This window comes from Streptomyces sp. NPDC047981 (genome assembly GCF_040653315.1).
Classification (GTDB): Bacteria; Actinomycetota; Actinomycetes; order Streptomycetales; family Streptomycetaceae; genus Streptomyces.
The window spans coordinates 44067-69684 of the sequence record NZ_JBEZNQ010000007.1; the positions used below are offsets into that span (position 1 = coordinate 44067).

21 protein-coding genes are annotated in these 25618 nt (G+C 73.0%); 10 read left to right on the top strand and 11 right to left on the bottom strand.

Annotated elements, in window-relative coordinates; genetic code table 11:
* Positions 1-120 precede the first annotated feature (120 nt).
* From AB0E14_RS06475 to AB0E14_RS06485, 3 genes are read left to right on the top strand one after another with little or no spacing between them, the layout of a single operon-like run.
* Positions 121-1344, top strand: coding sequence for a glycosyltransferase family 4 protein (locus AB0E14_RS06475; RefSeq protein ID WP_362413013.1), 1224 nt, complete (start codon positions 121-123; stop codon positions 1342-1344).
* The gene (locus AB0E14_RS06480; protein ID WP_362413016.1) at positions 1341-3074 is read left to right on the top strand and encodes a lipopolysaccharide biosynthesis protein; all 1734 of its coding nucleotides are present in this window, start codon (positions 1341-1343) and stop codon (positions 3072-3074) included. The genes AB0E14_RS06475 and AB0E14_RS06480 overlap by 4 nt, the downstream gene beginning before the upstream one ends.
* Positions 3071-4312: a hypothetical protein gene (locus AB0E14_RS06485; RefSeq protein ID WP_362413019.1), complete on the top strand. Its 1242-nt coding sequence runs from the start codon at positions 3071-3073 to the stop codon at positions 4310-4312. Before AB0E14_RS06480 ends, AB0E14_RS06485 begins: the two co-directional genes overlap by 4 nt.
* Here AB0E14_RS06485 and AB0E14_RS06490 read toward each other — a convergent pair.
* The gene (locus AB0E14_RS06490; RefSeq protein ID WP_362413022.1) at positions 4285-5850 is read right to left on the bottom strand and encodes a hypothetical protein; all 1566 of its coding nucleotides are present in this window, start codon (positions 5848-5850) and stop codon (positions 4285-4287) included. The genes AB0E14_RS06485 and AB0E14_RS06490 overlap by 28 nt on opposite strands.
* 158 nt (positions 5851-6008) lie before the next feature.
* Here AB0E14_RS06490 and AB0E14_RS06495 point away from each other — a divergent pair, with 158 nt between their 5' ends.
* Positions 6009-6545 carry a WcaF family extracellular polysaccharide biosynthesis acetyltransferase gene (locus AB0E14_RS06495; RefSeq protein ID WP_362413025.1) on the top strand — a complete coding sequence of 179 codons (537 nt, stop codon included), beginning with the start codon at positions 6009-6011 and terminating at the stop codon, positions 6543-6545.
* Positions 6542-7693, top strand: a complete 1152-nt coding sequence (locus AB0E14_RS06500; protein WP_362413028.1) for a glycosyltransferase — start codon at positions 6542-6544, stop codon at positions 7691-7693. The genes AB0E14_RS06495 and AB0E14_RS06500 overlap by 4 nt, the downstream gene beginning before the upstream one ends.
* A gap of 79 nt (positions 7694-7772) precedes the next feature.
* Here the strand turns inward: AB0E14_RS06500 and AB0E14_RS06505 are convergent, their stop codons facing one another.
* The 3 genes from AB0E14_RS06505 to gmd all read right to left on the bottom strand — a co-directional run bounded on the left by AB0E14_RS06505 (position 7773) and on the right by gmd (position 12471).
* On the bottom strand, positions 7773-8468 hold the full coding sequence (locus tag AB0E14_RS06505; RefSeq protein ID WP_362413031.1) for a hypothetical protein: 696 nt from the start codon (positions 8466-8468) through the stop codon (positions 7773-7775).
* A gap of 79 nt (positions 8469-8547) precedes the next feature.
* Positions 8548-11271 carry a DNRLRE domain-containing protein gene (locus tag AB0E14_RS06510; RefSeq protein ID WP_362413034.1) on the bottom strand — a complete coding sequence of 908 codons (2724 nt, stop codon included), beginning with the start codon at positions 11269-11271 and terminating at the stop codon, positions 8548-8550.
* Positions 11272-11457: 186 nt separating this feature from the next.
* On the bottom strand, positions 11458-12471 hold the full coding sequence (gene gmd, locus AB0E14_RS06515) for a GDP-mannose 4,6-dehydratase (RefSeq protein ID WP_362413037.1): 1014 nt from the start codon (positions 12469-12471) through the stop codon (positions 11458-11460).
* 125 nt (positions 12472-12596) lie between these two features.
* Between gmd and AB0E14_RS06520 the strand changes: the two genes are divergently transcribed.
* Positions 12597-13565: a GDP-L-fucose synthase gene (locus AB0E14_RS06520; RefSeq protein ID WP_362413040.1), complete on the top strand. Its 969-nt coding sequence runs from the start codon at positions 12597-12599 to the stop codon at positions 13563-13565.
* A 21-nt stretch (positions 13566-13586) separates the two neighbouring features.
* Here the strand turns inward: AB0E14_RS06520 and AB0E14_RS06525 are convergent, their stop codons facing one another.
* Positions 13587-15062, bottom strand: a complete 1476-nt coding sequence (locus AB0E14_RS06525; RefSeq protein ID WP_362413043.1) for a sugar transferase — start codon at positions 15060-15062, stop codon at positions 13587-13589.
* A 336-nt stretch (positions 15063-15398) separates the two neighbouring features.
* Between AB0E14_RS06525 and AB0E14_RS06530 the strand changes: the two genes are divergently transcribed.
* The 3 genes from AB0E14_RS06530 (at position 15399) to AB0E14_RS06540 (ending at position 18572) form a co-directional block, all read left to right on the top strand.
* Entirely contained in the window at positions 15399-16376 is a 978-nt protein-coding gene (locus tag AB0E14_RS06530; RefSeq protein WP_362413046.1) for an LCP family protein, read from the top strand.
* A 149-nt stretch (positions 16377-16525) separates the two neighbouring features.
* Entirely contained in the window at positions 16526-18058 is a 1533-nt protein-coding gene (locus tag AB0E14_RS06535; RefSeq protein WP_362413049.1) for a glycoside hydrolase family 71 protein, read from the top strand.
* 34 nt (positions 18059-18092) lie between these two features.
* The gene (locus tag AB0E14_RS06540) at positions 18093-18572 is read left to right on the top strand and encodes a hypothetical protein (RefSeq protein WP_362413052.1); all 480 of its coding nucleotides are present in this window, start codon (positions 18093-18095) and stop codon (positions 18570-18572) included.
* Positions 18573-18589: 17 nt separating this feature from the next.
* On the opposite strand, the gene AB0E14_RS06545 is transcribed toward AB0E14_RS06540, so the two are convergent.
* From AB0E14_RS06545 to AB0E14_RS06560, 4 genes are all read right to left on the bottom strand, one after another.
* Positions 18590-19330 carry a class I SAM-dependent methyltransferase gene (locus AB0E14_RS06545; RefSeq protein WP_362413055.1) on the bottom strand — a complete coding sequence of 247 codons (741 nt, stop codon included), beginning with the start codon at positions 19328-19330 and terminating at the stop codon, positions 18590-18592.
* Positions 19331-19440: 110 nt separating this feature from the next.
* Positions 19441-19863 (bottom strand): DUF350 domain-containing protein, encoded by a 423-nt coding sequence (locus AB0E14_RS06550; protein WP_362413058.1) that lies wholly within the window; start codon positions 19861-19863, stop codon positions 19441-19443.
* A 99-nt stretch (positions 19864-19962) separates the two neighbouring features.
* The gene (locus AB0E14_RS06555; RefSeq protein WP_362413061.1) at positions 19963-20598 is read right to left on the bottom strand and encodes an HdeD family acid-resistance protein; all 636 of its coding nucleotides are present in this window, start codon (positions 20596-20598) and stop codon (positions 19963-19965) included.
* Positions 20599-20616: 18 nt separating this feature from the next.
* Positions 20617-22023: a dipeptidase gene (locus tag AB0E14_RS06560; protein ID WP_362413064.1), complete on the bottom strand. Its 1407-nt coding sequence runs from the start codon at positions 22021-22023 to the stop codon at positions 20617-20619.
* 212 nt (positions 22024-22235) lie between these two features.
* Between AB0E14_RS06560 and AB0E14_RS06565 the strand changes: the two genes are divergently transcribed.
* Positions 22236-22775: a DoxX family protein gene (locus tag AB0E14_RS06565; RefSeq protein WP_362413067.1), complete on the top strand. Its 540-nt coding sequence runs from the start codon at positions 22236-22238 to the stop codon at positions 22773-22775.
* A gap of 45 nt (positions 22776-22820) precedes the next feature.
* Here AB0E14_RS06565 and AB0E14_RS06570 read toward each other — a convergent pair whose 3' ends face one another.
* Together AB0E14_RS06570 and AB0E14_RS06575 are read right to left on the bottom strand one after the other, a co-directional pair.
* Positions 22821-24155 carry an amidohydrolase family protein gene (locus AB0E14_RS06570; RefSeq protein WP_362413070.1) on the bottom strand — a complete coding sequence of 445 codons (1335 nt, stop codon included), beginning with the start codon at positions 24153-24155 and terminating at the stop codon, positions 22821-22823.
* Positions 24156-24272: 117 nt separating this feature from the next.
* Positions 24273-25553: an amidohydrolase family protein gene (locus tag AB0E14_RS06575; protein ID WP_362413073.1), complete on the bottom strand. Its 1281-nt coding sequence runs from the start codon at positions 25551-25553 to the stop codon at positions 24273-24275.
* Positions 25554-25618: the final 65 nt, after the last annotated feature.

Here is a 25618-nt window from a genome sequence, read left to right on the forward strand (position 1 = left end):
TGCACGTTCCGTTGAGAGTGGGTGAACGACTAGGGTGAAGTCCGGTTCGCGTCACTGGGGGAGAGGGGCGGTCGCGTGGGCGAAGTGACGTCGGGGAGCGGTGACTTGGGGACTCGGGCCGTGCGCAGACGGCTGCTTCTGGTCTCCACGAACTATGCCCCCGAGCACGCCGGGATAGGCCCCTACGCCACACAGATAGCCGAGCACTGGGCGGCCGGCGGGCACGAGACACACGTCCTCGCCGGAATGCCGCACTACCCCGCCTGGTCCCTGGACCCGGCCTACGCCGGGGTCTGGCGCCGCACGGAGGAACGCGCCGGGGTCGTCGTCCACCGCAGGCGCCACACGGTCCCCGCCCGCCAGACCGCCCTGAAACGCGCCGCGTTCGAGGCGAGCGTGCTCGCCCACGGACTCCTCGCGCCCCCGAGCATGGCCCGCCCGCACGCCGTGCTCGCCCAGCTGCCCAGCCTGGCCGGCGGGGTCATCGGCGCCCGCCTCGCGGCCCGTTGGCGCGTCCCGTACGTTCCCGTCGTCCAGGACCTGATGGGCGCGGCGGCCGCACAGAGCGGCATCAGGGGCGGCGACCGCGCCGCCGCGCTCGCCGCCCGCGCGGAGACGTACGCGCTGCGCCGGGCAGCGCTCGTCGGCGTGATCCACGAGACCTTCGTCGACAAGGTCGCCGCCATGGGCGTCGACCGCCGCCGCATCCGGCTGGTCCCCAACTGGTCCCACGTGCAGGGGCCTTCGGGATCCCGCGCCGAGACACGGCGACGGCTCGGCTGGGACGACGCCGAGACCGTCGTCCTGCACTCCGGCAACATGGGCCTCAAGCAGGGGCTCGACATCCTCGTCGAAGCGGCCCGCCGCGACCCGAAGATCAGGATCGTGCTCCTCGGCGAGGGCAACCAGCGTGCCCACCTTGAGGAGTTGGGCGCCGATGTCCCCAACCTCGACTTCATGCCACCCGTCGGCGACGACGCGTTCCCCGACACCCTCGCCGCCGCGGACGTCCTCGCCGTCACCCAGCGCGCCTCGGTCCTGGACATGAGCGTGCCGTCCAAACTGACCTCGTACTTCGCCGCGGGACGCCCCGTCGTCGCCTCCGTGGCCGCCGAGGGCGGCACCGCCCAGGAAGTCCTCCGCTCCGGCGCCGGAGTGCTCGTACCTCCGGAAGATCCCGACGCGCTGCTGGCCGAAATCCGTAGACTCGGCGCAGATCCGACGGCCGCCGACGCGCTCGGCGCCCAGGGGCCCCGACACGTCGAGGCCCATCTGACCCGAGCGGCCGGACTGGCCCGGATCGACGCACTGATCGACGAGGCTCTGGGGGGTCCGAGCACGTGACACACTCGCACGTCACCGCGGTCGAGGACGACGAACCGGAGCTGCTGCGCGACCAGTTCCGCCAACTCCTGCGCTACCGCGCGATCATCACCGCCGGCATCGGCCTCGGACTCCTCGGCGGCGTCTGGTTCGGGATGTCCAACGCCGACACCTACGTGGCCACCAGCCAGGTCGTGCTGCGCGCCCCCGTCAACGACCCGTTCAACCCCAGCATCTCCCAGGACAAGACCCTCAACATGGGGTCGGAGCGGCAGACCGCCCTCAGCAGCAGCGTCGCCGAGCAGGCCGCGAAGAAGCTCGGCTGGACCGGCACCATCGGCCGCCTGCAGAAGGACCTCCAGGTCACCAACCCGCCCCAGAGCCAGGTCCTCCAGTTCACCTACACCGCCGACACCCCCCAGGCCGCCGCCGACCGGGCCAACGCCGTCACCCGTGCCTACCTCGAACTGCGCCAGAAGCAGTGGACCGACCTGAGGTCCACCATGCTCGCCGGACAGCAGCGGCAGCTCGACGAGGTGGCCAAGAAGCACGACCAGAAGACCAAGGAACTCGACCGGATGCCCGACGGGGCGGCCCGCGACGCCGAGTACGGCGTCAAGACCAACCTGCTCAACCGCATCAACGAACTCGACGCCCGGATCAGCCAGCTCAAGTCCCTCGACATGTCGCCCGGCACCGTCATCCGGGTCGCCACCGCCCCCGGCTACTCCGACGGCCCCGGACTGCCCATGAGCCTCGGCCTCGGCGCCCTCGTCGGGGTGGCGCTCGGCCTGCTCGCCGCCTGGGTCCGGCTCGTCTTCGACCCCGCGCCCCGCTCCGCCGGCGACGTCGCCCGCGCGGTGCGCGCGCCCGTCCTCGGCACCCTGCCGCGCGGCGCCACCGACGTCCTGCTCGCCGACGACCACACGGACCCCAGGGCCGCCGAGGAGTACCGCTCCGTCGCCTTCCGGCTCGCCTACGACCAGCGGTTCGCCGACCGCCGCCGCCTGCTCGTCGTGGCCCCGCGCGGCTGCAACCTGGCGGCCGTCGCCGTCGCCTCCCACCTCGCCGCCTCCTTCGCCGAGACCGGCAAGGACGTCCTGCTCATCGAGGCCGATCTGCGCGACCCCACGCTCAAGGGCCGGCTCCGCGCCCACGCGGCGACCGCGCCCCGCTGGAGCAACCCGGTCGAGAACGCGGACGCCGAGGAGAACGGCTGGCCCACCGGACGCCAACTCTCCGTCGACGCGGGCGAGTCGGGCTCCTTCGGCCTGGTCCCCGGCGAACGGGTGCGGAACGTGGCGCGCGCCCTCACCGGCCCCCGGGTCACCCGGCTCATCGCCGAGGCCGACTCGCCGAACGCCACCGTCGTCGTCCTCGCCCCGCCCGTCCTCAACTACGCCGACGCCCTCGCGCTCGTCGACCGCGTCGACGGCGTCCTCATCGTCTGCGACCCGCGCGCCGTCCACCGTACGGACCTCCAGCGCATCCGCGAGTTGATAGCGGGCGCGGGCGGCACCGTCCTCGGGGCCGTCGTGCACACCGCGGGCAGGCGCCGCCGCCGCGCCGCCGGGAAGCAGGCCCGTCGGGGGCCCGGCGGCGGCCGACGGCACACCCCGCCGCCCGCCCCCGACGAGTTCGCGGCGGAGCCCGAGCAGATCCTCCTCGGCGACGGCTCCGACACCGTCGCCCTGCGCGCCCTGCGCGCGGACGAGCTGCGCGGCGGCGACGTCCACGCGGGCGACCGTTGAGGCGTGCCACGACCGTCGCCGCCTCGGTCCTGGACCAGGCGGCGGCGAGCCTCACCAACATCGCCGTCCTGGTGATCGCGGCCCGCGCCTCCAGCGCGGACGGCTTCGCCGCCTTCTCCATGGTGTACATCGTCTTCACCGTGCTCCTCGGCCTCGGCGCGGCCTTCGTCGGCCAGAGCCTCGTCCTGGAGCGGGGCGCGGAGCCCGAGGTCGGCGCGGCGGTCAGGTCCGCCATCGCGTTCACCGCCGCCGCCTCCACCGCCGCGGGGATGCTCCTCCTCGCGGCGGGCGCCGTCATCGGCGGCCCCACCGGACTCGCCGTGCTCGCCCTCGGCGCCGTCCTCCCGGTCGTCCTCGTCCAGGACGGCCTGCGGTACGGCTTCTCCGCCCTGCGCACGCCCCACCGGGCCCTCGCCGCCGACCTCCTCCGGCTCGCCTGCGCCGTACCGGCCCTGCTGCTCCAGCCGTCCGGCAGCTCACCGGCCCGCCTCGTCCTCGCCTGGGGCCTCTCCGCCCTGCCCGCCGCCCTGCTCGGGCTCGTCCTGCTCCAGCCGTACGTACGGCAGCTGAAGGGCACGCCCCGGCGCTATCTGCGCCGGGACCACCTCGGCCGCCGGTTCGCCGTCGAGTTCGCCGTCGGCAGCGGCTCCAGCCAGCTCGCCGTTCTCGGCCTCGGGCTCCTCGCGAGCCCCCTCGTCGTCGGCGCGCTCCGCGGCGCGAGCACCCTCTTCGGTCCGCTCAACACCCTCTTCACCTCGGTGAACGCCTTCGGTCCTCCGCTGCTCGGCCGCGCCGGCTCACGGCGCGCGACCGTGCGGGCCGCCGCGGTGCTCGCCGCCGTCCTCGCTCTCGTCGCCCTCGGCTGGGCCGCCGTCCTGTACGCCCTGCCCGACCGCGTCGGCCGCCAACTCCTGGGCGCCACCTGGCAGTCGACCGCCGCCCTGCTGCCGGCCACCGGAAGCCAGTACGCGGTGATGGCCGCGGGCACCTGCGCCCTCGTCACCCTGCGCGTCCTCAGTCCCCGCGCCACGCTCGGGGTCCAGGTCGTCTTCTCCCTGCTCTCCGTCGCCCTGATGCTCGCCGGCCACGCCCTCGCCGGCGCCCCCGGCGCGGCCTGGGGCCTGGCCGCCGGCTCGGCGCTGAAGGCGCTCGCCGCCTGGACGCGTGTGGCGCGCGTACGACCCGAGCCCGCCGAGGACCGGCCGGAGGATCAGCGCAGCACGGCCCCCTTGTCCTGACGCCAGGTCATCACCAGGGCGACGCAGATCAGCGCGATCGCCACCCGCCCGGAGGCCTGGAGCAGCGGGCCGCGCAACAGGATGAAGGAGTACCCCGCGACCAGCGGCACCACCAGCGAGATCAGACTGCCCGGCGGCGCCCGGCGCGTGCCCCGGCGGGCGAACCGCCCGTCCACCCGCGCCGCCGCGTAACCGAGCCCCGTCATCCCGGCGGCCATGCCCACCGCGCCGAAGTCGATCCACAGTTCGGCCCAGACGGGGGAGGAGAGATTGGTGTTGACCGCCCCCATCCACTGGCCGACCATCACCCCGGTGTCGCGCGGCTTGCCCGGCCACACCGAACGCGGCACCGCGAAGAACACCGACCCGGCCAGCTGACGGCCGTACCGGTGCCGGCTGCCCGACTCGACCAGCGTGATGGTGTTGGCGAACATGCCCACCTGGTCGTAGTCCTTGAGCGCCAACGGCTCCAGGACCGATGTCGTCTCCACCGGGCGGTAGTTCTTCTCGTCGTAGCGGAAGCGGTCCGAGAACGGGAAGACGATCAGCGCCATCACCACCCCCAGACTCAGCGCCGACCGGTACATCGCCGCGCTCACCGGGAACACCGTGAACAGCAGCGAGAACATCACCGTGAGGAACCAGTAACGCGGGTTCGAGATGGGGTTGTTCACCACCAGGTTCAGAGCCACCAGGGCCAGGAACACCGTGACCACCATCGGCCGGCGCCGGGCCCGCCGCGAGGTGACGAGCCAGCGGCTGTACACCAGCAGCGCGAAGAGCGCCGGGACCGTCCCGAAGCCGCGCAGGAACGCCTGGCCGGCCTGCGAGTCCGCCTGGGAGACGCCCGCCTCCTCGATCCCCGCGATGATCTCCTGACGGCTGGAGAAGAACACCGCGGGCCCGCCGAGCTTCATGATGAACAGGCCGCTGCACGCGAAGGCGAGCAGCACGAGCAGATACAGCCGCCGCCGGTGGACGAGCACCGGCCGTCCCTCCGCCCGCCGGGACGTCCCCGGCCTGCCCCGGGCCAGCAGAGACCCCACGTCGAAGGCGGCGCAGCCGACCAGCACCAGGGCGACCGCCGTCGTCAGGTCCGAGCGCGGGCCCACCACCGGCGTCGGCACCCGGCCCAGGACGGCCTGGGCGAGCGGAGCCACCCCCATCGCCATGTAGACGAAGAGCCAGAACGAGCCCTGCAGCAGCTTGCGGCGGCTGGTCAGGATCATCGCCGAGAGCCGCGCCCCGGCGTACATGGTCAGCGCGATCTGCAGGTAGTACGCGGCGTCGTGCACGCCCGCGCCGGGCTGGATCGCCACGAGAAGCGGCAGGAACACCGTGAAGCCGAGCACGAGCGGGATCGAGAGGGCCCGCGACAGCAGCGTGCGCGGCGACACGGCGGGCGCGAGCAACAACGGCGCCGCTACGAAGGCCCCCGGGGCGCCACGACCCGGCGCGACGCCGTCCGGTGCGGCGGGGTCCGGTGCGGCGGGGTCCGGTCGCGCCGGGGTTTCCGTACCGCGCATTTCGGTCGTCATCGCGCCCCCTGGAGTCCGGCAGCCACCGCTTCCCGGATCTCGAAGTCCCCACCCCGGCCCCTCACTTCAGGCCAGTCTACCGACGCCCCCCTGTCACCTCCCGGTAACCGTTAGTCTGATCGGCGGGCGCCTGGGGAGGCGCCGGTGGGGGTGAACTCATGCGGAATCTACCGGCCTTCACACTGGCCGGATACGACAAGGGCCGCGGCAGACTCGTCCAGGCCCTCTGGTTCGCGGTGATGAACACGGTCTTCATGGCCTGGTTCTGTCCGGCCCGGCTGCGGGTCGCGCTCCTGCGGGCCTTCGGCGCGACCATAGGCGACGGCGTGCTCATACGGCACCGGGTCAGGATCCTGTGGCCCTGGAAACTGACCGTCGGCGACCACACCTGGATCGGCGAGGGCGCCTGGCTGCTCAACCTGGAGCCCATCACCCTCGGCGCCCATGTCTGCGTCTCCCAGGAGGCGTTGCTCTGCACCGGCGGTCATGACCACCGGGCCGCCGACTTCCGCTACCGCAACGCGCCGATCACCGTCGAGGACGGCGCCTGGGTCGCCGCCCGCGCCACCGTCCTCGCCGGCACCACCATCGGCCGGCACGCCGTCGTCGCCGCCGGTACGACGCTCCACAAGGACCTCCCGGAGCTGACCCTGCACACGGCCGAGGGCCGACGACCGGTTCCGGTGCCCGCGTGAGCCGCCCCGGGGGCCGGAATCCCCTCAAGGTGCTGCACGCGGTCACCCTGCACAGCCCCACGCACGCCTTCGGCGGGCCCGTCCGGGTCGCGGTCAATCTCGGCAGGGGCCTGGCCGCGCGCGGCCACCAGGTCCGGCTGACCGCCCTCGGCGACGGCTTCCCCGGCGCCCTGCCGACCGACGTGGACGGCGTGCCCGCCCGGCTCTACCGCGCCCGCTCCGTCCTCCCGCTCGGCTTCAGCGGCATCACCTCGCCCGCGCTGCTCGCCGGGGCCACCGGCCTCGTCAAGGACGCCGACGTGGTCCACGTCCATCTCGCCCGGGACCTCGTCACCCTGCCCGTCGCGCTGGCCGCGCTCCGGGCCGGCCGCCCGCTGGTGCTCCAGACCCACGGCATGGTCGACCCGAGCGACAAGCCGCTCGCGAGGCTCCTGGACGCGGTCGCTGTGCGCCGCGTGCTGCGCGGGGCCTCCGCCGTCCTGTACCTGACGGACCGCGAGTGCCGGGATCTGGACGCCGTCGTCGGCGGCCCGCTCACCGGAGCCGTACGCCTGGTCAACGGTGTACCGGCGGCCGCGCCGGAGCCGCGCCCCGCGCCGACCGGGCCGCCGCGCATCCTGTACGCGGCCCGGCTCCAGGCCCGCAAACGGCCGACCGACTTCGTGGCGGCCGTCCCCGAGATCCTGCGCCACCACCCCGACGCCACCTTCGTCCTCGCCGGCCCCGACGAGGGCGAGCGGGCCGCCGTCGACGCGCTCGTCGCCCGACTGGGCGTCGGGGAGCGGGTGAGCCTGCCGGGGCCGTTGACCTCGGAGCGGATGCTGGAGGAGCTGCGCCGGGCCGACGTGTACGTCCTGCCCTCGGTCGACGAGCCCTTCCCGATGTCCGTCCTCGAGGCGCTGTCGGTGGGTACCCCGGCCGTCGTCACCACCTCCAACGGGCTCGCCCGGGACATCGCGGACGCGGGCGCGGGCCGGGTGGTCACGGACGCGGCCGGCCTGGCCCCGGCCGTACGGGAGCTTCTGGAGCCGGGCGCGCACTCCGCCGCGTCGGCCGCGGCCCGGAAGCTGGCCGCCGAGGCCTTCTCGATGGACGCGGTCCTGGACACCCTGCTCGGGGTGTACGAGCGGGCCTCCGGACCGCGCTGAACCCCTCCTCCTCAGGACGCGGGAGAGCCCGGTGCGGTCCTCGGACCGCACCGGGCTCTCCTCGTGCCGGATCCACGAGCTAGGCGGGCACCCAGGCGTAGCACGCGCTGGAGGTGAACTCCTTCGTCCCGGCCGGGACGTTCGCGCGCACCGGCCCCTGGGCGCCGGGCGCGGGACCGGAGGCGAGGACCTTGCCGTCCGCCCCGAGTGCCTGCCACGCACAGGCCGGATTCGTGGTGAGGGCGCGATAGCTCCCGGCCTTCGGCGCCTCGACCGTGCCCTCGCCGAAGCCGGTACTCGCGGCCGCGAGCAGCGGTTGCTGCGCGGGGCACAGATGCGTGATCACCGCCTCCGCGTCCGGGATGTCCCCGGCGACGATCGCGCCGATCGCCGCGTCCTTGTCCCGCTTGGCCGTGCGCTCGATCCGCTGGCAGGACTCCTGCCCGGTCTGGAGCACGGCGGCCGGGTCCGTGTTCACCGGCACCCGCCCGCTCAGGTACTTCTTCTCCTTCTCCGTGAACGAACCCGTGACGGGCTTCAGTTGCGCGTCGGGCACGACCGGCCCCTTGGACGCCGAGGCGGAGGCCGAGGCGCTCGGCCCGGCGCTCTCGGCCGCCTCGGCCTGCCGGTCGGGCACCGCCGCCGAGCGGGTGGGCGTGGGCCCGGCCGCCTTCGGCGCATCGCCCGTCCCCTCGGAGGAGCAGGCGGTCAGGACGAGCAGCGCGGCGAGCACGGCCGCCGCCGCTGCCGGGCGCCGGTGAAGAGGTCGACGCATGAGGGAACTCCCGTGGTACGTCGGACGCGGGGCCCGGTCGGCCGGGCCCCGCGTCCGGTGGTGGAGGGACGGTGACCGGTTACGGCGCGCCGAAGGTCAGGACCAGCTGCGGAGTGCCCTCCGCCGCCGTGGCCTCGGACGACCAGAGCCACAGCGGGTCGGTCCCGGTGCTGGTCAGCGCCAGGCTGTACGAGCCGCCGAGCGCGGCCGTGACCGCGGCGGTGTCCAGCGTGGCCGAGTAGACGGTCGAACCGTCCACCGCGCCTTGCAGCGTCCCCACCGGAGTCCCCCCGAGGGCGGGCCGGTTGTTGTACGTCACCGTGTCCTGCGCCCAGGCCCCCGTGACGGGTACGACCGAGACGGAGTCGGTCGATCCCGCGCCGGTCATCGTGGTCGTCTTGACCGCGAGCCGGGCGCTCTTGAGGACCTTGCCCGCCGGGGCGGCGGGCAGCGGGAAGCGCAGGTAGGACTCGTACGCCGAGGTGCCCCGGACGGCCAGCGAGCTGGACGTGCCGTAGTTGGTGCCGGGAGCGCCCGCGTTGGCGTACGTGTCCTCCGTGGCCGTGACGGTGGTGACCGTGTCGGCGGGGGCGGTGGCCAGGCTGTGGTGCTGGGCCACCTGCGTGCCGGTGAGGGCCGTCGGGTAGACGGCGGCCTCGTCGAGCTGGCCGGCGAAGAAGCTGCTCGACGGGCGCAGCGGCCAGCTGCCGAGGTTGTCGGCGCCGACGTGCCAGTAGCCGTCGTACTGCTGGTTGGTGGTGACGCTGTTGGAGCCGACCAGCTTGCCGTCGATGTAGAGCCGCATGCCCTCCGGGCCCTGGGTGCCCACGGCGTGGTGCCAGGCGCCGTTGTTGTACGAGCCGAGGGAGGTCAGGGTCCGGGTGGAGCCGCTGTACACGCCGAACACGATGTTCCCGAAGTTCGTCATGTACAGGTGCTTGTCGTAATTACCGCTGTTTCGCGTGGTGTTGTTGCCGAAGCCGATCAGCTTCCCGCCGCGGGTCGTGGTGGTCTTGAACCAGGTCTCGACGGTGAAGGGACCGGTGACCGCCTGCCGCTTGTCGCTGTGGATCTGCTCGTCGGTGCCGTTGAGCGCGACGGCCGTGGAGGCGCCGGAGACGGCACCCGGGGTCTGGCGCAGCGCCGGGGCGTTGACGTACAGACCGCTGTTGTTGCCACTGTCGGAGGAGTCGGCCGCGTACGGCGTCGTCGACTCGTCGAAGCGCCAGTACAGCGACGCCCCGTCGGCGATCACGCGGGAGGCGTACGGCTCCGGGGAGGTCGGCACGGTCACGGTGGACGTCGCCGACAGGGCGCTGGTGTTGCCGTCGGCGTCGCCCGCGGTCACCCGGTAGCTGTAGGTCTGGCCCGGGGTCACGGCGGTGTCCTTGAACGACACCTGGGGGCGGGACCAGTGCAGCGAGTCGCCCTGGACGGTGGCGATCGGGGTCGCGGCGCCGTTGCGGTAGACCTTGTACGTCAGCCGCGAGTCGTCCAGGTCCAGGCTGGAACGCCAGCGGATCTGCACCGCGTTCGGGGTCACGGCGGCGGCGCTCGCCACCGGGACGGTCGGCGCGCCGGTGTCGGGACCCGACGCGAAGCGGGTGAGGCCCTGCGCGGGCGCTCCGTTGGTGGTGGTGAACTCACCGCCCACCCAGAGGTACTTGGTGGCGCCGGTGCCCGAGATGGTGAAGGCGCGCGGGCCGATGCCCTCGCCGATGCCGTCGTTGGTGTCGGGGAACCAGCCGAGCTTGCCGGTCGACGTGGTCGGCTGGGCGAGCAGGTGGTAGCGGCGTCCGTCGGGGAACTCGCCGACGCTGGAGCAGTCGTGGGCGTGCGAGGCGCTGTAGAGGACGCCCTCGTACGAGCGGACGGCCTGGGTGGCGCCGAGGCAGGTGTCGCGCCAGCGCTGTTCGAAGTTCGACAGGTTCAGGGCGATCCGGCCGTCGAAGACACCGCCACCGGTGCCCTCGTTGCCGGTGTAGAAGCCGGTGGCGTCGGTCTCGATGTCCTTGACGACGGAGTTCTGCGGGATCCAGCCGTTGGGGTACGCCTTCGTCACGGCGCCGGTGGTGGCGTTCACCACGGCCAGGGCGTGCGAGTTGGCGCCGTTGACGGTGAAGAAGTCCCCACCGAGCAGGACGTTCTGGCCGTCCGGGGTCACCTCGACGGCGCGTCCAGGCTCGTCGGCGTTGGCCGTGAACGGCAGCAGGTCCCCGCCGGTGGTGATGGCCGCGAACCGCTGCCGGGTCTGCCCCTCGACGGTGCCGAAGTCGCCGGCCGCGTAGATGGTGGTGTCGGTGACGGCGAGCGCCCGCACGGTCGCGGGGAAGCTCGGGGTGAAGCCGGCCCTCGGGGTGCAGGTGGCGACGTCGATCGCGGCGAGGCTGGAGACCGGCGTGCCGTTGACGGCGCCGAAGTAACCACCCGCGTACAGCGTCTTCTTGTCCGGCGAGACGACGAGCGTCCGCACGGTCGCGGTGCCGCTGCCGACGGTGAAGGAGAGGGTGCAGTCGGTGGGCGCGCCCGTGGCCGCGTCCATCGCCGCGAAGTTGACGGCGCTCTTCGCGGCGCCGGCGGTGCCGTCGGGCGGGCGCACCTCGGAGAAGGTGCCGCCGACGAAGACGGTGTCGTTCGTCTCGGCCAGTGCCCAGACGACACCGTTGGTCTGCCAGGTCGGCAGATCGTCCGCGGTGAAGGCCACCGGCGGCGTCAGGGCCGCGGCCGTCGGGGCCAGAGAGCCTCCGGCTCCGGCCGCGACGGTCAGGACGAGGGCAGCGGTGAGCCCCCAGGATCTACGCATGTTCCCCCCAGGCGTGATAGCCCAGTCAATGTGGCGTGAAGTGGTGCAACTGCCATCTGATGAATGCGAACTGTACGACGAACTGACAGTCGGAAAAGGCCACTTGGCGAATCTCGTACCACCCGGCCCCGCAGTCGCCCGGGCCGCCACCGCCCCAGGGGCGACTGCGGGGCCGGAAGCCGCAGGTCAGCGGTCGATGCGCACCGTGGCGCCGGCCAACTGGTCCTCCACGAGCCGGACATCGGCGTCGACCATGATCCGGGCCAGCTCGTCGACCTGTACGGAGGGCTTCCAGCCGAGCAGGTCCCGGGCCCGGCCGGCGTCGCCGATCAGCGCGTCCACCTCGCTGGGGCGCTCGTACTTGGGGTCGTACCGCACGTGCTCGGACCAGTCGAGTCCGGCGTGCGAGAACGCCGTCTCCACGAACTGCCGTACCGTCGACGGGATTCCGGTCGCCACCACGTAGTCGGTCGGCTCGTCCCGCTGGAGCATCCGCCACATCGCGTCGACGTACTCGGGGGCGTACCCCCAGTCGCGTACCGCGTCGAGGTTGCCCAGATAGAGGCGGTCCTGCAACCCGGCCTTGATCCGGGCGACCGCACGGGTCACCTTGCGGGTCACGAAGGTCTCGCCCCGGCGCGGCGACTCGTGGTTGAACAGCACGCCGTTCACGGCGAACATCCCGTACGCCTCGCGGTAGTTCACCGTCGCCCAGTAGGCGAAGACCTTCGCCGCGCCGTACGGGCTGCGCGGATGGAACGGGGTCCCCTCGTTCTGCGGCGGCGGGGTGGCGCCGAACATCTCCGAGGAGGACGCCTGGTAGATCCGGGTGTCGATGCCGCTCGCCCGGATCGCCTCCAGGAGCCGCAGGGCGCCCAGACCTGTCACGTCACCGGTGTACAGCGGGGCGTCGAAGGAGACCCGTACATGGGACTGCGCGCCGAGGTTGTAGACCTCGTCGGGGCGGAGGTCCCGAAGCAGGTTCACCAGCGCCACACCGTCGGAGAGGTCCGCGTGGTGCAGCACGAAGGAACGATTCACCTGCTGCGGGTCCTGATAGATGTGGTCGATCCGCTCGGTGTTGAAGCTCGACGAGCGGCGGACCAGGCCGTGCACCGTGTAGCCCTTGGACATCAGCAGTTCGGCCAGGTACGAGCCGTCCTGCCCGGTGACGCCGGTGATGAGTGCGGTCTTGCCCATGCGTGCTGCCCCTCCCTGGCGGACCGGCCCCCAGCCGGTCCGGGTGATGCGGTTGTGGTGTGTTACAGGCCTTTGATCCTGATCTGAGGTACTGCGGGCCCACTCGGCCTGGCATGATCCGGGCCATGACTCAATCGACGAGCGCAGCCCCGAGAGCAACGACGTCGTACCTGCCCGAGCGGGCCCGGATATTCGTCGCGGGCCACCGCGGCCTCGTGGGGTCCGCGATCGCCCGCCGCCTCACCGCCGACGGGCACGAGGTGATCACCAGGACCCGCGCCGAACTCGATCTGCGCGACGCCGAACGCACCGCCGCCTTCCTCGCCGAGACTCGTCCCGACGCCGTCGTGCTCGCCGCCGCGAAGGTCGGCGGGATCATGGCCAACAGCACCTGTCCGGTGCAGTTCCTGGAGGAGAACCTCAGGATCCAGCTCGCCGTCGTCGCCGGCGCGCACGCCGCGGGCGTCGACCGGCTGCTCTTCCTCGGCTCGTCCTGCATCTACCCCCGGCTCGCCCCGCAGCCCATCACCGAGGACGCCCTGCTCACCGGCCCGCTGGAGCCCACCAACGAGGCCTACGCGCTGGCCAAGATCGCCGGCATCGTGCAGATCCAGGCATACCGCAAGCAGTACGGCGCCGCCTACGTCTCGGCGATGCCGACCAACCTCTACGGCCCCGGCGACAACTTCGACCTGCAGAGCTCGCACGTCCTGCCCGCCCTGATCCGCCGCTTCCACGAGGCCCGCGAGGAGGGCAGGGAGGAGATCACCCTCTGGGGCTCCGGCACCCCGCGCCGCGAGTTCCTGCACGTCGACGACCTCGCCGCCGCCTGCGCCGTCCTGCTCGACCGCTACGACGGCGACGAGCCGGTCAACATCGGCTGCGGCGAGGACCTCACGATCCACGAACTCGCGCGTACAGTCGCCGACGTGACGGGATATCAGGGCGAGATCGCCTGGGACACGAGCAAGCCCGACGGCACCCCGCGCAAGCTCCTCGACGTCTCCCGGCTGACCGGCCTCGGTTGGAAGCCCGCCGTCGCCCTGCCGGACGGAATCGCCGCCACCTACGCCTGGTGGCGGGAACAGCACTGATCTCATGCGGCGGCCGGCCCGTCAGTACGCTCCGCGACCGTCGACGACGGCGCGGAACGTACGGGCCATGACATCCACGTCACTGGTGAAGGACCAGTTGTCCACATAGTGCAGATCGAGCTCGACCGTCTCGTCCCACGACAGGTCCGAGCGGCCGCTGATCTGCCACAACCCCGTCATCCCCGGCCGCACGGCAAGGCGCCGCAACTCCACGTCCCCGTACCGCGCCACCTCGTCCGGCAGCGGAGGGCGCGGCCCGACCAGCGACATCGACCCGAGCAGGACGTTGATCAGCTGCGGCAGCTCGTCCAGCGAGGTGCGGCGCAGCAGCCGGCCCACCCGCGTCACGCGTGGATCGCGCCGCATCTTGAACATCAGGCCGTCGTTCTCGTTGGCGCGCTCCAGCTCCGCCTTGCGGGCGTCGGCGTCCAGGAACATCGTGCGGAACTTCCACATCACGAACGGCACCCGGCCCTGGCCGATCCGCACCTGCCGGTAGAAGACCGGACCCTGCGAGCCGAGCCGCACGGCCGCGCCGATCGCCAGGAACACCGGCGAGAGGACCAGCAGACCGAAGGCCGCGCCCGCGCGGTCCACCACGGACTTCAGCAGCGGCTGCACCCCGCTGCGCAGCGGCGGCGCGACCCGCAGCAGCGCGAGACCGGCCGCCGACGTGGTCTCCAGGCGCTTCACCGCGCACTCCACCAGGCCCGGCGCCAGGGCCAGTTCCGTCCCGGCGTCGTGCAGCCCCCAGGACAGCCTGCGCAACCGCTCGCCCGCCATCCGGGGACCGGCCGCCACGAGCACGATGTCCGCCTCCAACTCGCGTGCCGCCGTGAGGACATGGCAGGTGTCTCCGTCGGCGCTCTCCGGTGTCGCGGTACTCAGCCGGGCCGCGACGGGCGCGCCGGTGCGGACCGGACCCTCGCCTATGGCGACCACGCCGACCACGACGTACGGGTGCTCCGTCCGGCCGGCCAGGTGCTCGGCCACGTCACCGGCCGCCGTCGGCTCGCCGAGCACGAGCACCCGGGTGACCACCTGTGCCTCCCGCCGCGCCGCGACGAGGTGATGCCACGTCAACTTCGAGCAGATGAGGGTGAGTACGGGCGCGGGCAGCAGCACGGCGAGGCAGAGCAGCGCCGGATGGTGCAGATCGGCGGCGGCCCGCAGCACGGCGAGCACGCCCAGCAGGATCAGCCAGTCGTGCAGCACCGGCAGACTGCCCCGCGACTCCCCGAGCTCCCGCCGCGCGTACCTCCGCCGCAGCGCACGCACGACGACCCAGGACAGGGCCGCGACGAGGGCGCTCGCGAAGGCGTACGGCTGGCGCTCCAGATGGAGGACCGACGCCACCGGCACGCCCACCCCCAGGGCGTCGACGGTCAGCGCGAGGACCGGGTACCAGCCCGCCTTCGCCCGCGGGCGTGGCGCTGCGGACGGTGAACCGGCAGCGGTATCAGTGGAGTTGGTCTCAGTGGTGCGGGCATGCCACATGTACCCCCCAGGCACGTGTCGACGTTCGCCACCCTGTTCGTCGACCCCCTGATCGACGAACAAGCGTCGCAACGCCGGAACAGTACGACATACGCGCGCACGTCCGCTGCAGTTCACGCGAACGACCTCAGAAGGTGATGGCGTATTCATCTCGTGACATCGGGGCCGGTGTGGACACGGCAGGGCGCATGATACGTCTGTCCAACGGGAGTTGACGCACGTGAAGCCATGGGGAGAAGGGGTGGGGACGTGTCGGTGGGGGACGAGGTCGCGGTGGGGGAGAGAGTCGAAGATGTGGCGGAAAGCACACCGTCCGTCACGCGACGTAAGCGCCGAGTGAGCCCGAAACGCGTCCTGCTGGCCGCGCTCGCCCTCCTCGGCCTCGGCATCCTGCTGGCCGGCGGCGCCGGCTGGTGGGCGGTCGAGCACTACACCGGCAAGGTCGACCGCATCCCCGGCGCCTTCCCCACCCACGTCCCGCCGGCCGAGCAACCCGCCCCCTCCAAGGGTGGCCAAACGTTCCTGCTCGTCGGCGTGGACAGCCGCTCCGACCTGCCGACCACCGGGCGCGACGCCAAGGCCCCGACGTGGACGTACGGAGCCCAGCGCAGCGACACCATGATGCTGGTCCACCTCCCGGCCGACCACGCCGGCGCCTACGTGGTCTCCCTGCCCCGCGACTCCTGGGTCGACATCCCCGGACACGGCAGGTCCAAGCTCAACGCCGCCTTCTCCTGGGGCGGCCCGCCCCTGCTCATCGACACCGTCCAACGCCTCACCGACGTCCGCGTCGACCACCTCGCCGTCATCGACTGGGAGGGGTTCAAGCAGCTCACCGACACCGTCGGCGGCGTCGACCTCCGCGTCGACGGCACGGTCCGCCACATGAACGGCGAGCAGGCCCTCGTCTACGTACGCGAGCGCAAGAACCTGCCCCGCGGTGACCTCGACCGCACCCAACGCCAGCAGAACTTCCTGCGCGCCGTCCTCACCAAGGCCATGACCACCCGCAACCTCACCAACCCGGTCCGCACCGCCGAACTCCTCGACGACCTCACGGCGAGCGTCAGCGTCGACGACCGGCTCAGCGACGGCGATCTGCGCCAACTCCTCTGGGACCACAAGTCCGTACGCCCCGCCGACATGGTCTTCATGAACGCGCCCGTCACCGGCACCGACACGATCAAGGGCCAGTCCGTCGTCCTCCTCGACGCGAAGGAATCCGGCGCCCTGTGGGAGGCGATGCGGAACGACACCATGGCCGCCTACGTCGCCGCTCACCGCACCGACCGCCTCGGAAGCGGTACGTCCTAGCGGACCACGACCCGCCCGCCACCCGCCCGACGGTGGTTGTTCCCCCGCCGGTCATCGGCTGTACTACAGCCAGCCCGCACGGACCCCAGCCCGTCCGCGGGACCGGCGGGAGCGCGAGCGAGCGGCCCCGAAGAACCCCAAGGACGCCCATGGCTGACAGGTCCTCAGGCGGGACGCACAGGACGTCCGGACGGCGCGGGATCCTCGCGGCCCTCGCCCTCGGCGTCCTGCTCCTCGGCGCCTGGGCCGGGATCGCCACGGCGGGCGCCCTGCGCGCGGACGGGCCGGCGGACACCGCACCGGTGTCCCCGAAGGCGTACAGCACCGCCCTCCCCTTCGACCTGCCGCCCGCCGCCGAACTGCGCCGCTCGCCGAAGCTCGTCTTCGCCCACTACTTCACCCCGTACCCCCTCTCCCTCGACAACGAGCCCGCGGACCGCGACTACTACGCGCGGAACTACCTGACCCCGGACGGCGAGAAGGGCAAGCACAGCGCCTACGGAGGGCTCCTCCGCGACCGCCCGCTCCCGGCCGCGCCCGAGGACGGCGACTGGGAACTCGCCCACCTCCGCCAGGAGATCCGCGCGGCCCGCGACGCCGGGCTCGACGGTTTCACCCTCGACCTGCTCTCCGAAGCCGGACGCCACCGCGAGCGCGCCGAACTCCTGCTCAGGGCCGCGCGGGAGGAGGACCCGGGCTTCCGGATCCAGCTCATGCCCGACATGACGGCGCTCACCGCCGCCACCCCCGGCTCGCTCGCCGACCTCCTCGCGGACCTGGCCCGACAGCCCTCCGCGCACCGGCTCCCCGACGGCAGGCTCGTCGTCACCCCGTTCAAGGCCGAGGCGAAGAGCCCGGAATGGTGGCGGACGATGATGCGCGAACTGGAGACCCGGCACGGCATCAGGACCGCCCTCGTCCCGCTCTTCCTCGACTTCACCCCCGACCGGGACCACTACGCAGCGATCAGCCACGGCCTCTCCGAGTGGGGTGCCCGCAGCCCCGACCGGCAGTCCGGCGCGGTCGCCGACGCCCGACGGGCCCACCGGCTCGGCAAGATCTGGATGCACCCCGTCTCCGTCCAGGACGCCCGGCCCAACCAGGGCCTCTTCGACGAGGCGGGCAACACCGAGACCCTGCGCGCCAGTTGGCAGGCCGCCATCGACGCCCGCGCCGACTGGGTCCAGCTCACCACCTGGAACGACTACTCCGAAGGCAGCCACGTCGCGCCCTCACTGCACAACGGCCACGCCTACCTGGACCTCAGCTCCTACTACCTGACCCGCTTCAAGACCGGCACCTGGCCCACGATCCTGCGCGACACCCTCTACCTCACCGCGCGCGTCCAGTTCGTCGACGACCTGCCGCCCGCCGGCCGCCAGCCCCAGGTGATACGGCCCCGCGAGGGCACCGCCACCCCGCGCGACACGGTCGAGGTCCTCTCCTTCCTCACCGCCCCCGCCGAGATCCGCACCAGGACCGGCACCACCACCGACGCCTACCGCGCGCCGCCCGGGGTCCACGCGCGCCTGCTGCCGCTGCGCACCGGCCACAGCTCCGCCACCGCCGTACGGGACGGCACGACCACCACGACGGTCACCAGCCGGTACCCGGTCCGCCGCCCCGTCGACCGGCAGGACCTGCAGTACTACGCGGTGACGAGCGGACGCGCGCAGCGCTGAGGCGGTTGTCAGTGGCGCGTCCTAACGTGAGGACATGACGACGCAACGGGGGGTCTTCGAGGCGGCGACGGGGGACGAACCGCCGCTGCCGGAGGGAGACGTGGAACAGAGGTCGCGTGAGGTGCGGGCGGCCCTCGAAGGGCTGCTGCAGATCCGGCGGCTGACAGGCGGGACGGGCGTCGCCGAGTGGGAGCGAAGACAGCCCGTCCGGGCCGTCGCGCTCGTTCTGGAGGCGGCTGGGATCACTCCCTCCGCCGTCGACGCCTCCGGCGCGCGGGTGGCGACGGGCTACCGGGTCACGGCGGGCGAGCGGCCCGGCACGGCCGTGGTGGAGTGGGTCGGACCGCCCGCCGGCGGGGCCGCGCAGGAGGAGGAGTCCGCCCTGCGCCGCTGCGTACCCGCGCTGGAGCGGCTCGGTTGGGAGGCGCTGCTCTACCGGGGGCCGCGCCGCAGGCGGTTCCTCGAAGTGGAGCCGCTGGTCCCGCGCCGGGAACCGAGCCCGGCTCGGGGCTGATGGCCCGGTGTCCGAACTCAGGCCGGCTTGCGCCACACGGAGACGTGCTTCGCGGAGTCCTGGGTGAACGGAGACCCGTCCCAGTCCGCGACGCGACGTTCCAGCTCGAGCCCGGCGATCCGCGCCATCAGGTCGAGCTCCGCCGGCCAGGCGTACCGGTGCCGGGAGTTTGCGCGGCGGTAGTGGCCGTCGTCGCCGTCGCGGGTGAAGTGGTGCGAGACGAGCATCTGCTCGACCAGGTCGAAGGTGTCGAAACCGAGATGCCGCTGGGAGACGTCGAACGGCACCGCGACCTGGCCCGGCGGCAGGAGCCGCAGCGGCGGCACAAGCAACTCGATGACGAACCGGCCGCCAGGCTCCAGATGCCGGGCGGCGTTGCGGAAGCACTCGACCTGTTCGTCCTGCGTGAGCAGGTTCGTGATGGTGTTGTAGACGAGGTAGACCAGGGTGAATCCGCCGGCAACGGCGGTGGTGGCCATGTCTCCGATGACTACCGGGAGGGTGACCTCGTCGGTCTTGCGCCGCAGCACCGCTGCCATGTGCTCGGACAGCTCGATGCCCACCACCGGTACGCCGCGTTCCCGGAGCGGGACTCCCACCCGTCCGGTTCCGATGGCGAACTCCAGCGCCCGGCCGTCTCCGGCGAGCTCGGCGAGGAAGGCGAGGGTCGGTCCGAGAGCGGCAGCCGACGACATATCGGCTTCCTCGGCGTCGTAGCGGTCGGCGGTTGCGCGGGTCCACAGTTCACTGCTCGTCACGGGTGGCCACTGTGCCGTGTTCCGTGGGGTGCTGTCGACGCATTTGGCTCTCGGCGGCTCGGCGTGCACCCCCCCCGCAACCCAGGGAGCGTCCCGCGCCGGCTCGGGCGTCAGGCGATGGAGGCGGACACGATCGCGGAGACCGCGAGATTGCAGGAGGCCGTCACCCAGACCGCCGGGTGCGGCTGCGGGTCGACCAGGGTGGCGCCGAGCTTGCCCGGCGTGACCAGGTCCACCACCAGGAAGGCGACGGCCATCATGACGAGACCCAGCAGACCGAAGGCGGCCGTGGAGGCGAGGCCCTTGCCGAAGTCGTCGTAGGTCGTCCAGATGGAGGTGAAGACGATGCCGCCGATACCGAGCAGCGCGGAGCTGAGCAGCGTCGCGGCGTTGCGGTTGCGCTCCTCCCATATCTGGCGCCCGAGCTTCCCCGGCGTGAGCACGTCCACCAGGACGATGCCGAGGATCAGCAGGACCACGCCGAGGGCGCCGTAGGCGGAGGCCCGGCCGAGGCCGTTGACGATGTCGCTCATGGGTTGCCGGCTCCGAGAAATGAGTGATCGTGAGTGATCGCGGTCAAGGACCGGCAAAATGTAGCGCATAGGCCGAGGTCGGCTGCCCGGTGGGACGGTTCAGATGCCCGGCGGCAGGTCCTTCGCGCGCGAGCGCACCCGCAGAGCGGTGGCGATCTCGACGGCCCCCACGACGAGCAGCCACACACCGCCGAGGACGATGAGCACCGTCGCCGATTCGAGCGGCGACACGATGAGGACGATGCCGGCCAGGGCGTTCACGACCCCCAGGAAGATCTGCCACCCCCGGGCGGGCATCGCCGGGTCGGAGGCGGCGGCCACGGTCATGGTGATCCCTCGGAACAGCCAGCCGATCCCGATCCACAGCGCGAGCAGCAGGGTCGACTGCGTCTCGCCCTTGAAGCAGAACAGGCCCAGCAGGATCGACAGCGTGCCGCTGATGAACGCCATCACCCGCAGCGCGGTCGAGGCGTGCGTCCCGAAGGCCGCGACCAGTTGCATCACACCGCTGAACAGCAGGTACAGGCCGAACAGCACACCCGCCACGAACAGCGAGGCACCCGGCCAGACGAGCACCAGGATCCCGAGGACGAGCGAGGCGAGCCCGGCGAAGAGCAGCGCCTGCCAGGCGGCGCCGGCCAGCATGCCGATCGGCCCGGGCAGCACGTCCTGGTCCCGGCGCCCGCTCCCGTAGGGGTCGGCGTCGTCGGACGGTCGGTGCGGGGTCTGGGTCATGGGAACACTCCCGTCCACTCAGAGCGGTGTCGCGTACGAACTGAGGAAGAGCGCCTCCGCGAGCGCCATGTGCTCGATCTCGCCGGGATCCACGCTCTCGTTGGGGGCGTGGATGAGACAGCCCGGCTCCTCCACGCCGATCAACGCGATCTCGGCGTCGGGGAACTGACCGGCCAGGACGTTGCAGAGCGGGATCGACCCGCCCTGCCCCGACTGGACCATGTCCTTCCCGTACGCCTCGCGCATGGCCGCGCCCAGCGCCCGGTACGCCGGTCCGTCCGTGCGGGCCCGGAAGGGCTGCCCCGTGCCCTCGGCCTCCACCTCGACCTGTACGCCCCAGGGCGCGGCCGAGACCAGATGGTCGGTGAGCGCGCGCAGCGCGACGTCCGCGTCCATCCCGGGCGGGACCCGCAGGCTCACCCGGGCCCGCACCTTCGCCTGGACGGCCGCGGAGGAGCCCACCACCGGCGGGCAGTCGATGCCGAGGACCGTGACCGCGGGCCGGGCCCACAACTCGTCCGCGACCGAACCCGAGCCGAGGAGCGCGACCCCGTCGAGGGCCCCGACGTCGGTACGGAACTGCTCGACCGGGTAGGCCACCCCGTCCCACCGGCCGTCGCCCGCGAGGCCCGTGACCGCCGTGTCGCCGTGCTCGTCGCGGAGGCTGTCGAGGATCCGCACCAGCGCGGCCAGGGCGTCCGGCGCAGGGCCGCCGAACATGCCGGAATGCATCTCGCCCTTGAGCGTGGAGACGGTGACGACGACGTTGGCGAGCCCGCGCAGCGAGGTCGTCGCGGTCGGCAGGCCGAGCGCGAAGTTGCCGGTGTCGCAGATCAACAGGCAGTCCGCGGCGAAGAGTTCGGGCTGCATCGGGACCAGCTGTTCGAGCCCTCCGGTGCCCTGTTCCTCCGAGCCCTCGGCCACGAACTTCAGCGACACCGGGAACCCACGCCCGCCCGAGGCGTCGCGCAGGGCCCTGAGCGCGGTGAGGTGCATGGCGATGTTGCCCTTGCAGTCCGCCGTACCGCGCCCGTACCAGCGGCCGTCGCGCTCGGTCAGCTCGAACGGCGGAGTGGTCCAGGCGTCGTCGTCCAGCGGCGGCTGCACGTCGTAGTGGCAGTAGAGGAGCACGGTGGGGGAGCCCTCGGGGCCCGGCGCGTGCCCGACGACCGCGTCGGTGCCGTCCGGGGTGGTGACCCGGCGCATGTCCTGGAGCCCCGCCTCCGTGAAGGCGCGCACCAGGAAGTCGGCTGCCCTGGCGCACTCCTCGGGCGGGAACTGGCGGGGGTCGGCGACCGAGCGCATCGACACCAGCTCGGTCAGGTCCTCCTTGGCCCGGGGCATCAGCGCGCGGACCTGGGCGCGGAGCGCGGCGGTGGCGGCGGCCTCCGTCGTCCCGACGGACTCGGTGGACTCGGCGGACATGTGCACCCACTTCCATGCGGCCTGCTCCTGGGCGGCGGCCCGAGCGGCAGAGGCCCTCCCACTCAAGCAGTACGGGACAAAGGCCGCAAAACTTCCCCGTGTGGAGCAACAACACCGACGCCCAGGGGCGGGCCGCGGCGACAGTGGGAGACGACGGTGAAAGACCGCCGTGATGACGTACGCCTCCTGCCGCCTTGCCCAGGGAGACCCAGATGACCACCCTCAACCGACGCGACCTCGGGCTTCTCGTCCTGCGGGTCGGCACCGGCGCCGTTCTCGCCGCGCACGGCACGCAGAAGCTCTTCGGCTGGTTCGGGGGCGGAGGAGTGGAGGGCACGGCGAAGGGGATGGAGGCGATGGGCTTCCACCCGCCGCGCGAGAGCGCGATCGCCGCGGGCCTCGGCGAGACGGGCGGCGGGGTCCTGCTGGCGCTCGGCCTGGCCACCCCGGCGGCCGGCGCCGCCGCGGCCGGGGCGATGGCGGGCGCGGTCGCCGTCCACGCCCCGGCGGGCTTCTTCGCCCAGGGCGGCGGCTACGAGTACCCGGCGTTCCTCGGCTTCACGGCGGCCGCCATCGGCATCGCGGGCGCCGGCCGCTACTCCCTCGACCACGCCACCTGCCACGTCCTGGACCGCCCCTGGGTCGTCGCGACCGCCTTCCTCGGCAGCGCCGTCGCGGCCGCCGCCGTCGTGGGCCGCCGCGCCCAGGCCAGGGCGGAGGCGGCGCACGAGGCCGAGACGGACGAGGCGTAGGCGGACGGGGCGGAGGGAAGGCGGGGCGGAGACCGACAGGGCGTCCTAGTCGAGGAACTCCCCGTCGCGGGCGACGACGACCCCGCCGTGGACGACCATGTCGCGGCGGGGCATGTCCACCACGACCTGGGGCAGGCACTCGCCCGCGACCAGGACGAAGTCGGCCGGGGCGCCCGGCGCGAGGTCGGCGTGGGCGAGGCCCATCACGTCCGCGCCGCCATGGGCCGCGACGCGGTAGCACTCCGCAAGCTCCTCGTCGAGCCGCACGTCCGTCACCCAGCCGAGCAGCTGCGCCCGGTGGAGCATGTCGGCGTTGCCGAAGGGGCTCCAGGAGTCACGCACGCCGTCGGAGCCGAGCCCGACCCGCACCCCGTGCTCGCGCAGCCGGGCGATCGGCAGGACGAGGGAGTCGGACGGCGCCACCGTGGTCAGGGCGATGTCCTGCTCGCCCAGGTCGGCGGCGAGGGTACCGAGTTCCCTGTCCGTCAGACCCGGGAGGCAGAAGACGTGGCTGACGGTGACCCGGCCGGCCAGGGACAGGGCGCGGGTGCGTTCGACGATGCCGCGCAGGGCCGAGAGCCCCTTCTCGCCGCGGTCGTGCAGATGGATGTCCACGCCGACGCCGTGGCGCTCCGCGATGCCGAAGACGAGGTCGAGCTGCTCGTCGAGGGCGTCGTCGAACCCCGCCGGGTCGATGCCGCCGATCATGTCGATCGCACCGGAGCGCGCCGCCTCCTCCAGCAACTCCGCCGTGCCCGGAGTACGGACGACTCCGTGCTGCGGGAAGGCGACGATCTGCACGTCGAGGGCGTGCCGCAGCCGCTCGCGGGCCTCCGCCACGCCCTCCACACCTGCGAGCCCGTAGGCGGGGGCCACGTCGGCGTGTGCGCGCATCGCCCGCGTACCGCGCGAGACGGCGTGCGCCATGAGCCCGTACGCCCGCTGCGCCACGGGCCGGCGCTGGGCACGGAACAACTCGACGTCCTGGGCGACGTAGTCGGCGATGCCGCTCGCCGGCCGCCGAGAGACCCAGGAGCCGCCCCAGGTCGTCTTGTCGGGGTGGATGTGCGCGTCCACGAGTGAGGGGAGCGCGATCCGTCCGCCACCGTCGACGACCTTCGCGCCACGCGGCGCCGGACCGCCCGCCACGCGGCCGTCGACGACCACGAGATCCGTCGCCTTCGCGGCGCCGAACACCCGCACGTCACGGAAGACCACGGCCTTGCCCCGAGGCCCGGGCCGGCCGGAGGCCGCCGCCTCGGCCGGGACCGCGGCGACGCCCGACGTGGCCGTCGCCCCGGCGAACGCGGCGGCGCCGGCCAGCATCGTGCGCCGCGACAGAGGGCTGGAGGCGCCGGGGGAGGGGGAGGAGGACTGCACGGGGGCTCCTTGGGGCTCGGGGGAGGGCGGAGAGCGGGTGTGTGGGGGCGGAGAGACGTTCCGGGACGCGGGGGCGGGCAGCCCCCGCGGCTGAAGGGGGACCGTTCGACGGGGAGGTCAGAGGGCGAAGCCCGCCCGTACCACCCGTACCGGCTGCTTGAGCACGGTGACGTCGGCCAGCGGGTCGCCGTCGACGAGGATCGCGTCGCCCGCGAAGCCGCGAGCGAGGCGCCCCGCCGTGCGTTCGAGGCCCAGGAGGCGGGCGGCGCCGGTGGTGGCGGTGCGGATCGCGTCGAGTGCCGGCAGGCCGGCCGCCCGCATCAGTTCGACCTCCCGGCCGATCGGGCGCACGGTGCCGCCGGACGAGTCGGTGCCGGCGGCGAGCGGGACACCGAGTTCGTACGCCGCGAGGACGGCCCGCTTCAGGACGGGGAGGTACGTGCGGCCCCGCTCCGCGAGCACCGGGTCGGGCGAGTCGGCCAGGCCCGCGATGGCGGTGAGGGTCGGGGTGAAGAACGTACCCCTGCGGCGCATCTCGCCCAGGGTGCGCTCGCCGACGAACGCGCCGTGCTCCAGGGAGCGGACGCCGGCGGTGACCGCGTCGTGGCAGCCCTGCTCGCTGTAGCTGTGGCACAGCACGCCCTTGCCGCGCCGCCGGGCCGCCGCGACGATCTCCGAGAGCTGCTCGTGCGAGTAGACCTGGGTGAGCGGGTCCTGCTCCGGCAGACCGGCGCGCTCGTTGACCCGGGTCTTGATGACGTCCGCGCCGCGGGCGAGGTTGACCTCGACGACGCGGCGCAGGGCCTCCGCCGAGCGCACGCCCTCCTTCAGCCGGGCGAGCGGGGTGAGGTCGGGGTCGGCGAGCACGGTGTCGCCGAGGTCGGGGGTCACGAAGACTCCGGCGGCCGTCAGCCGGGGCGCCAGGGCGGGGCTGTGGCGGGCGAGTTCGCGGACGGCGATGTCCTGGTAGAACGCGGTCGATCCGCTGCGCGCGCTGGTCGCGCCCTTGCGGACGGCGTCGCGGGCTTCGGCTGCGGTGCTCAGGTGGATGTGGGCGTCGATCAGGCCGGGCAGGATCCAGCGGCCGTGCGCGTCGAGCACCTCGACATCTCGGGGGGCGGTGAAGCTGCCGTGGGGCCCCGCGGCGTGCACGATCCCGTCGAGGACGAGGACCGCGGCGTCCTCGACGACCGCGCCGGTGGCCGGGTCGAGGAGGGAGCCGCCCCGGATCAGGAGGCGTCCGCCCGCCCGCCGGGTGTCGTGGGCGGTATCGGTGCCCGTCCCGTCGGCGGCGGCCGGGGCGGCGGCGGCCATGGTGCCGGCGAGCGCGGCGGCACCGGCGAGGACACCGCGGCGCGTCAGTCGGCCGGACGGCGGCGGGGTGGCTTCGACGCACATGGGGGCTCCCTGGGAAAGGGGACAGTGGCACTCCGTTTTGTATACCAAGGAGAGAATGGCGAGCA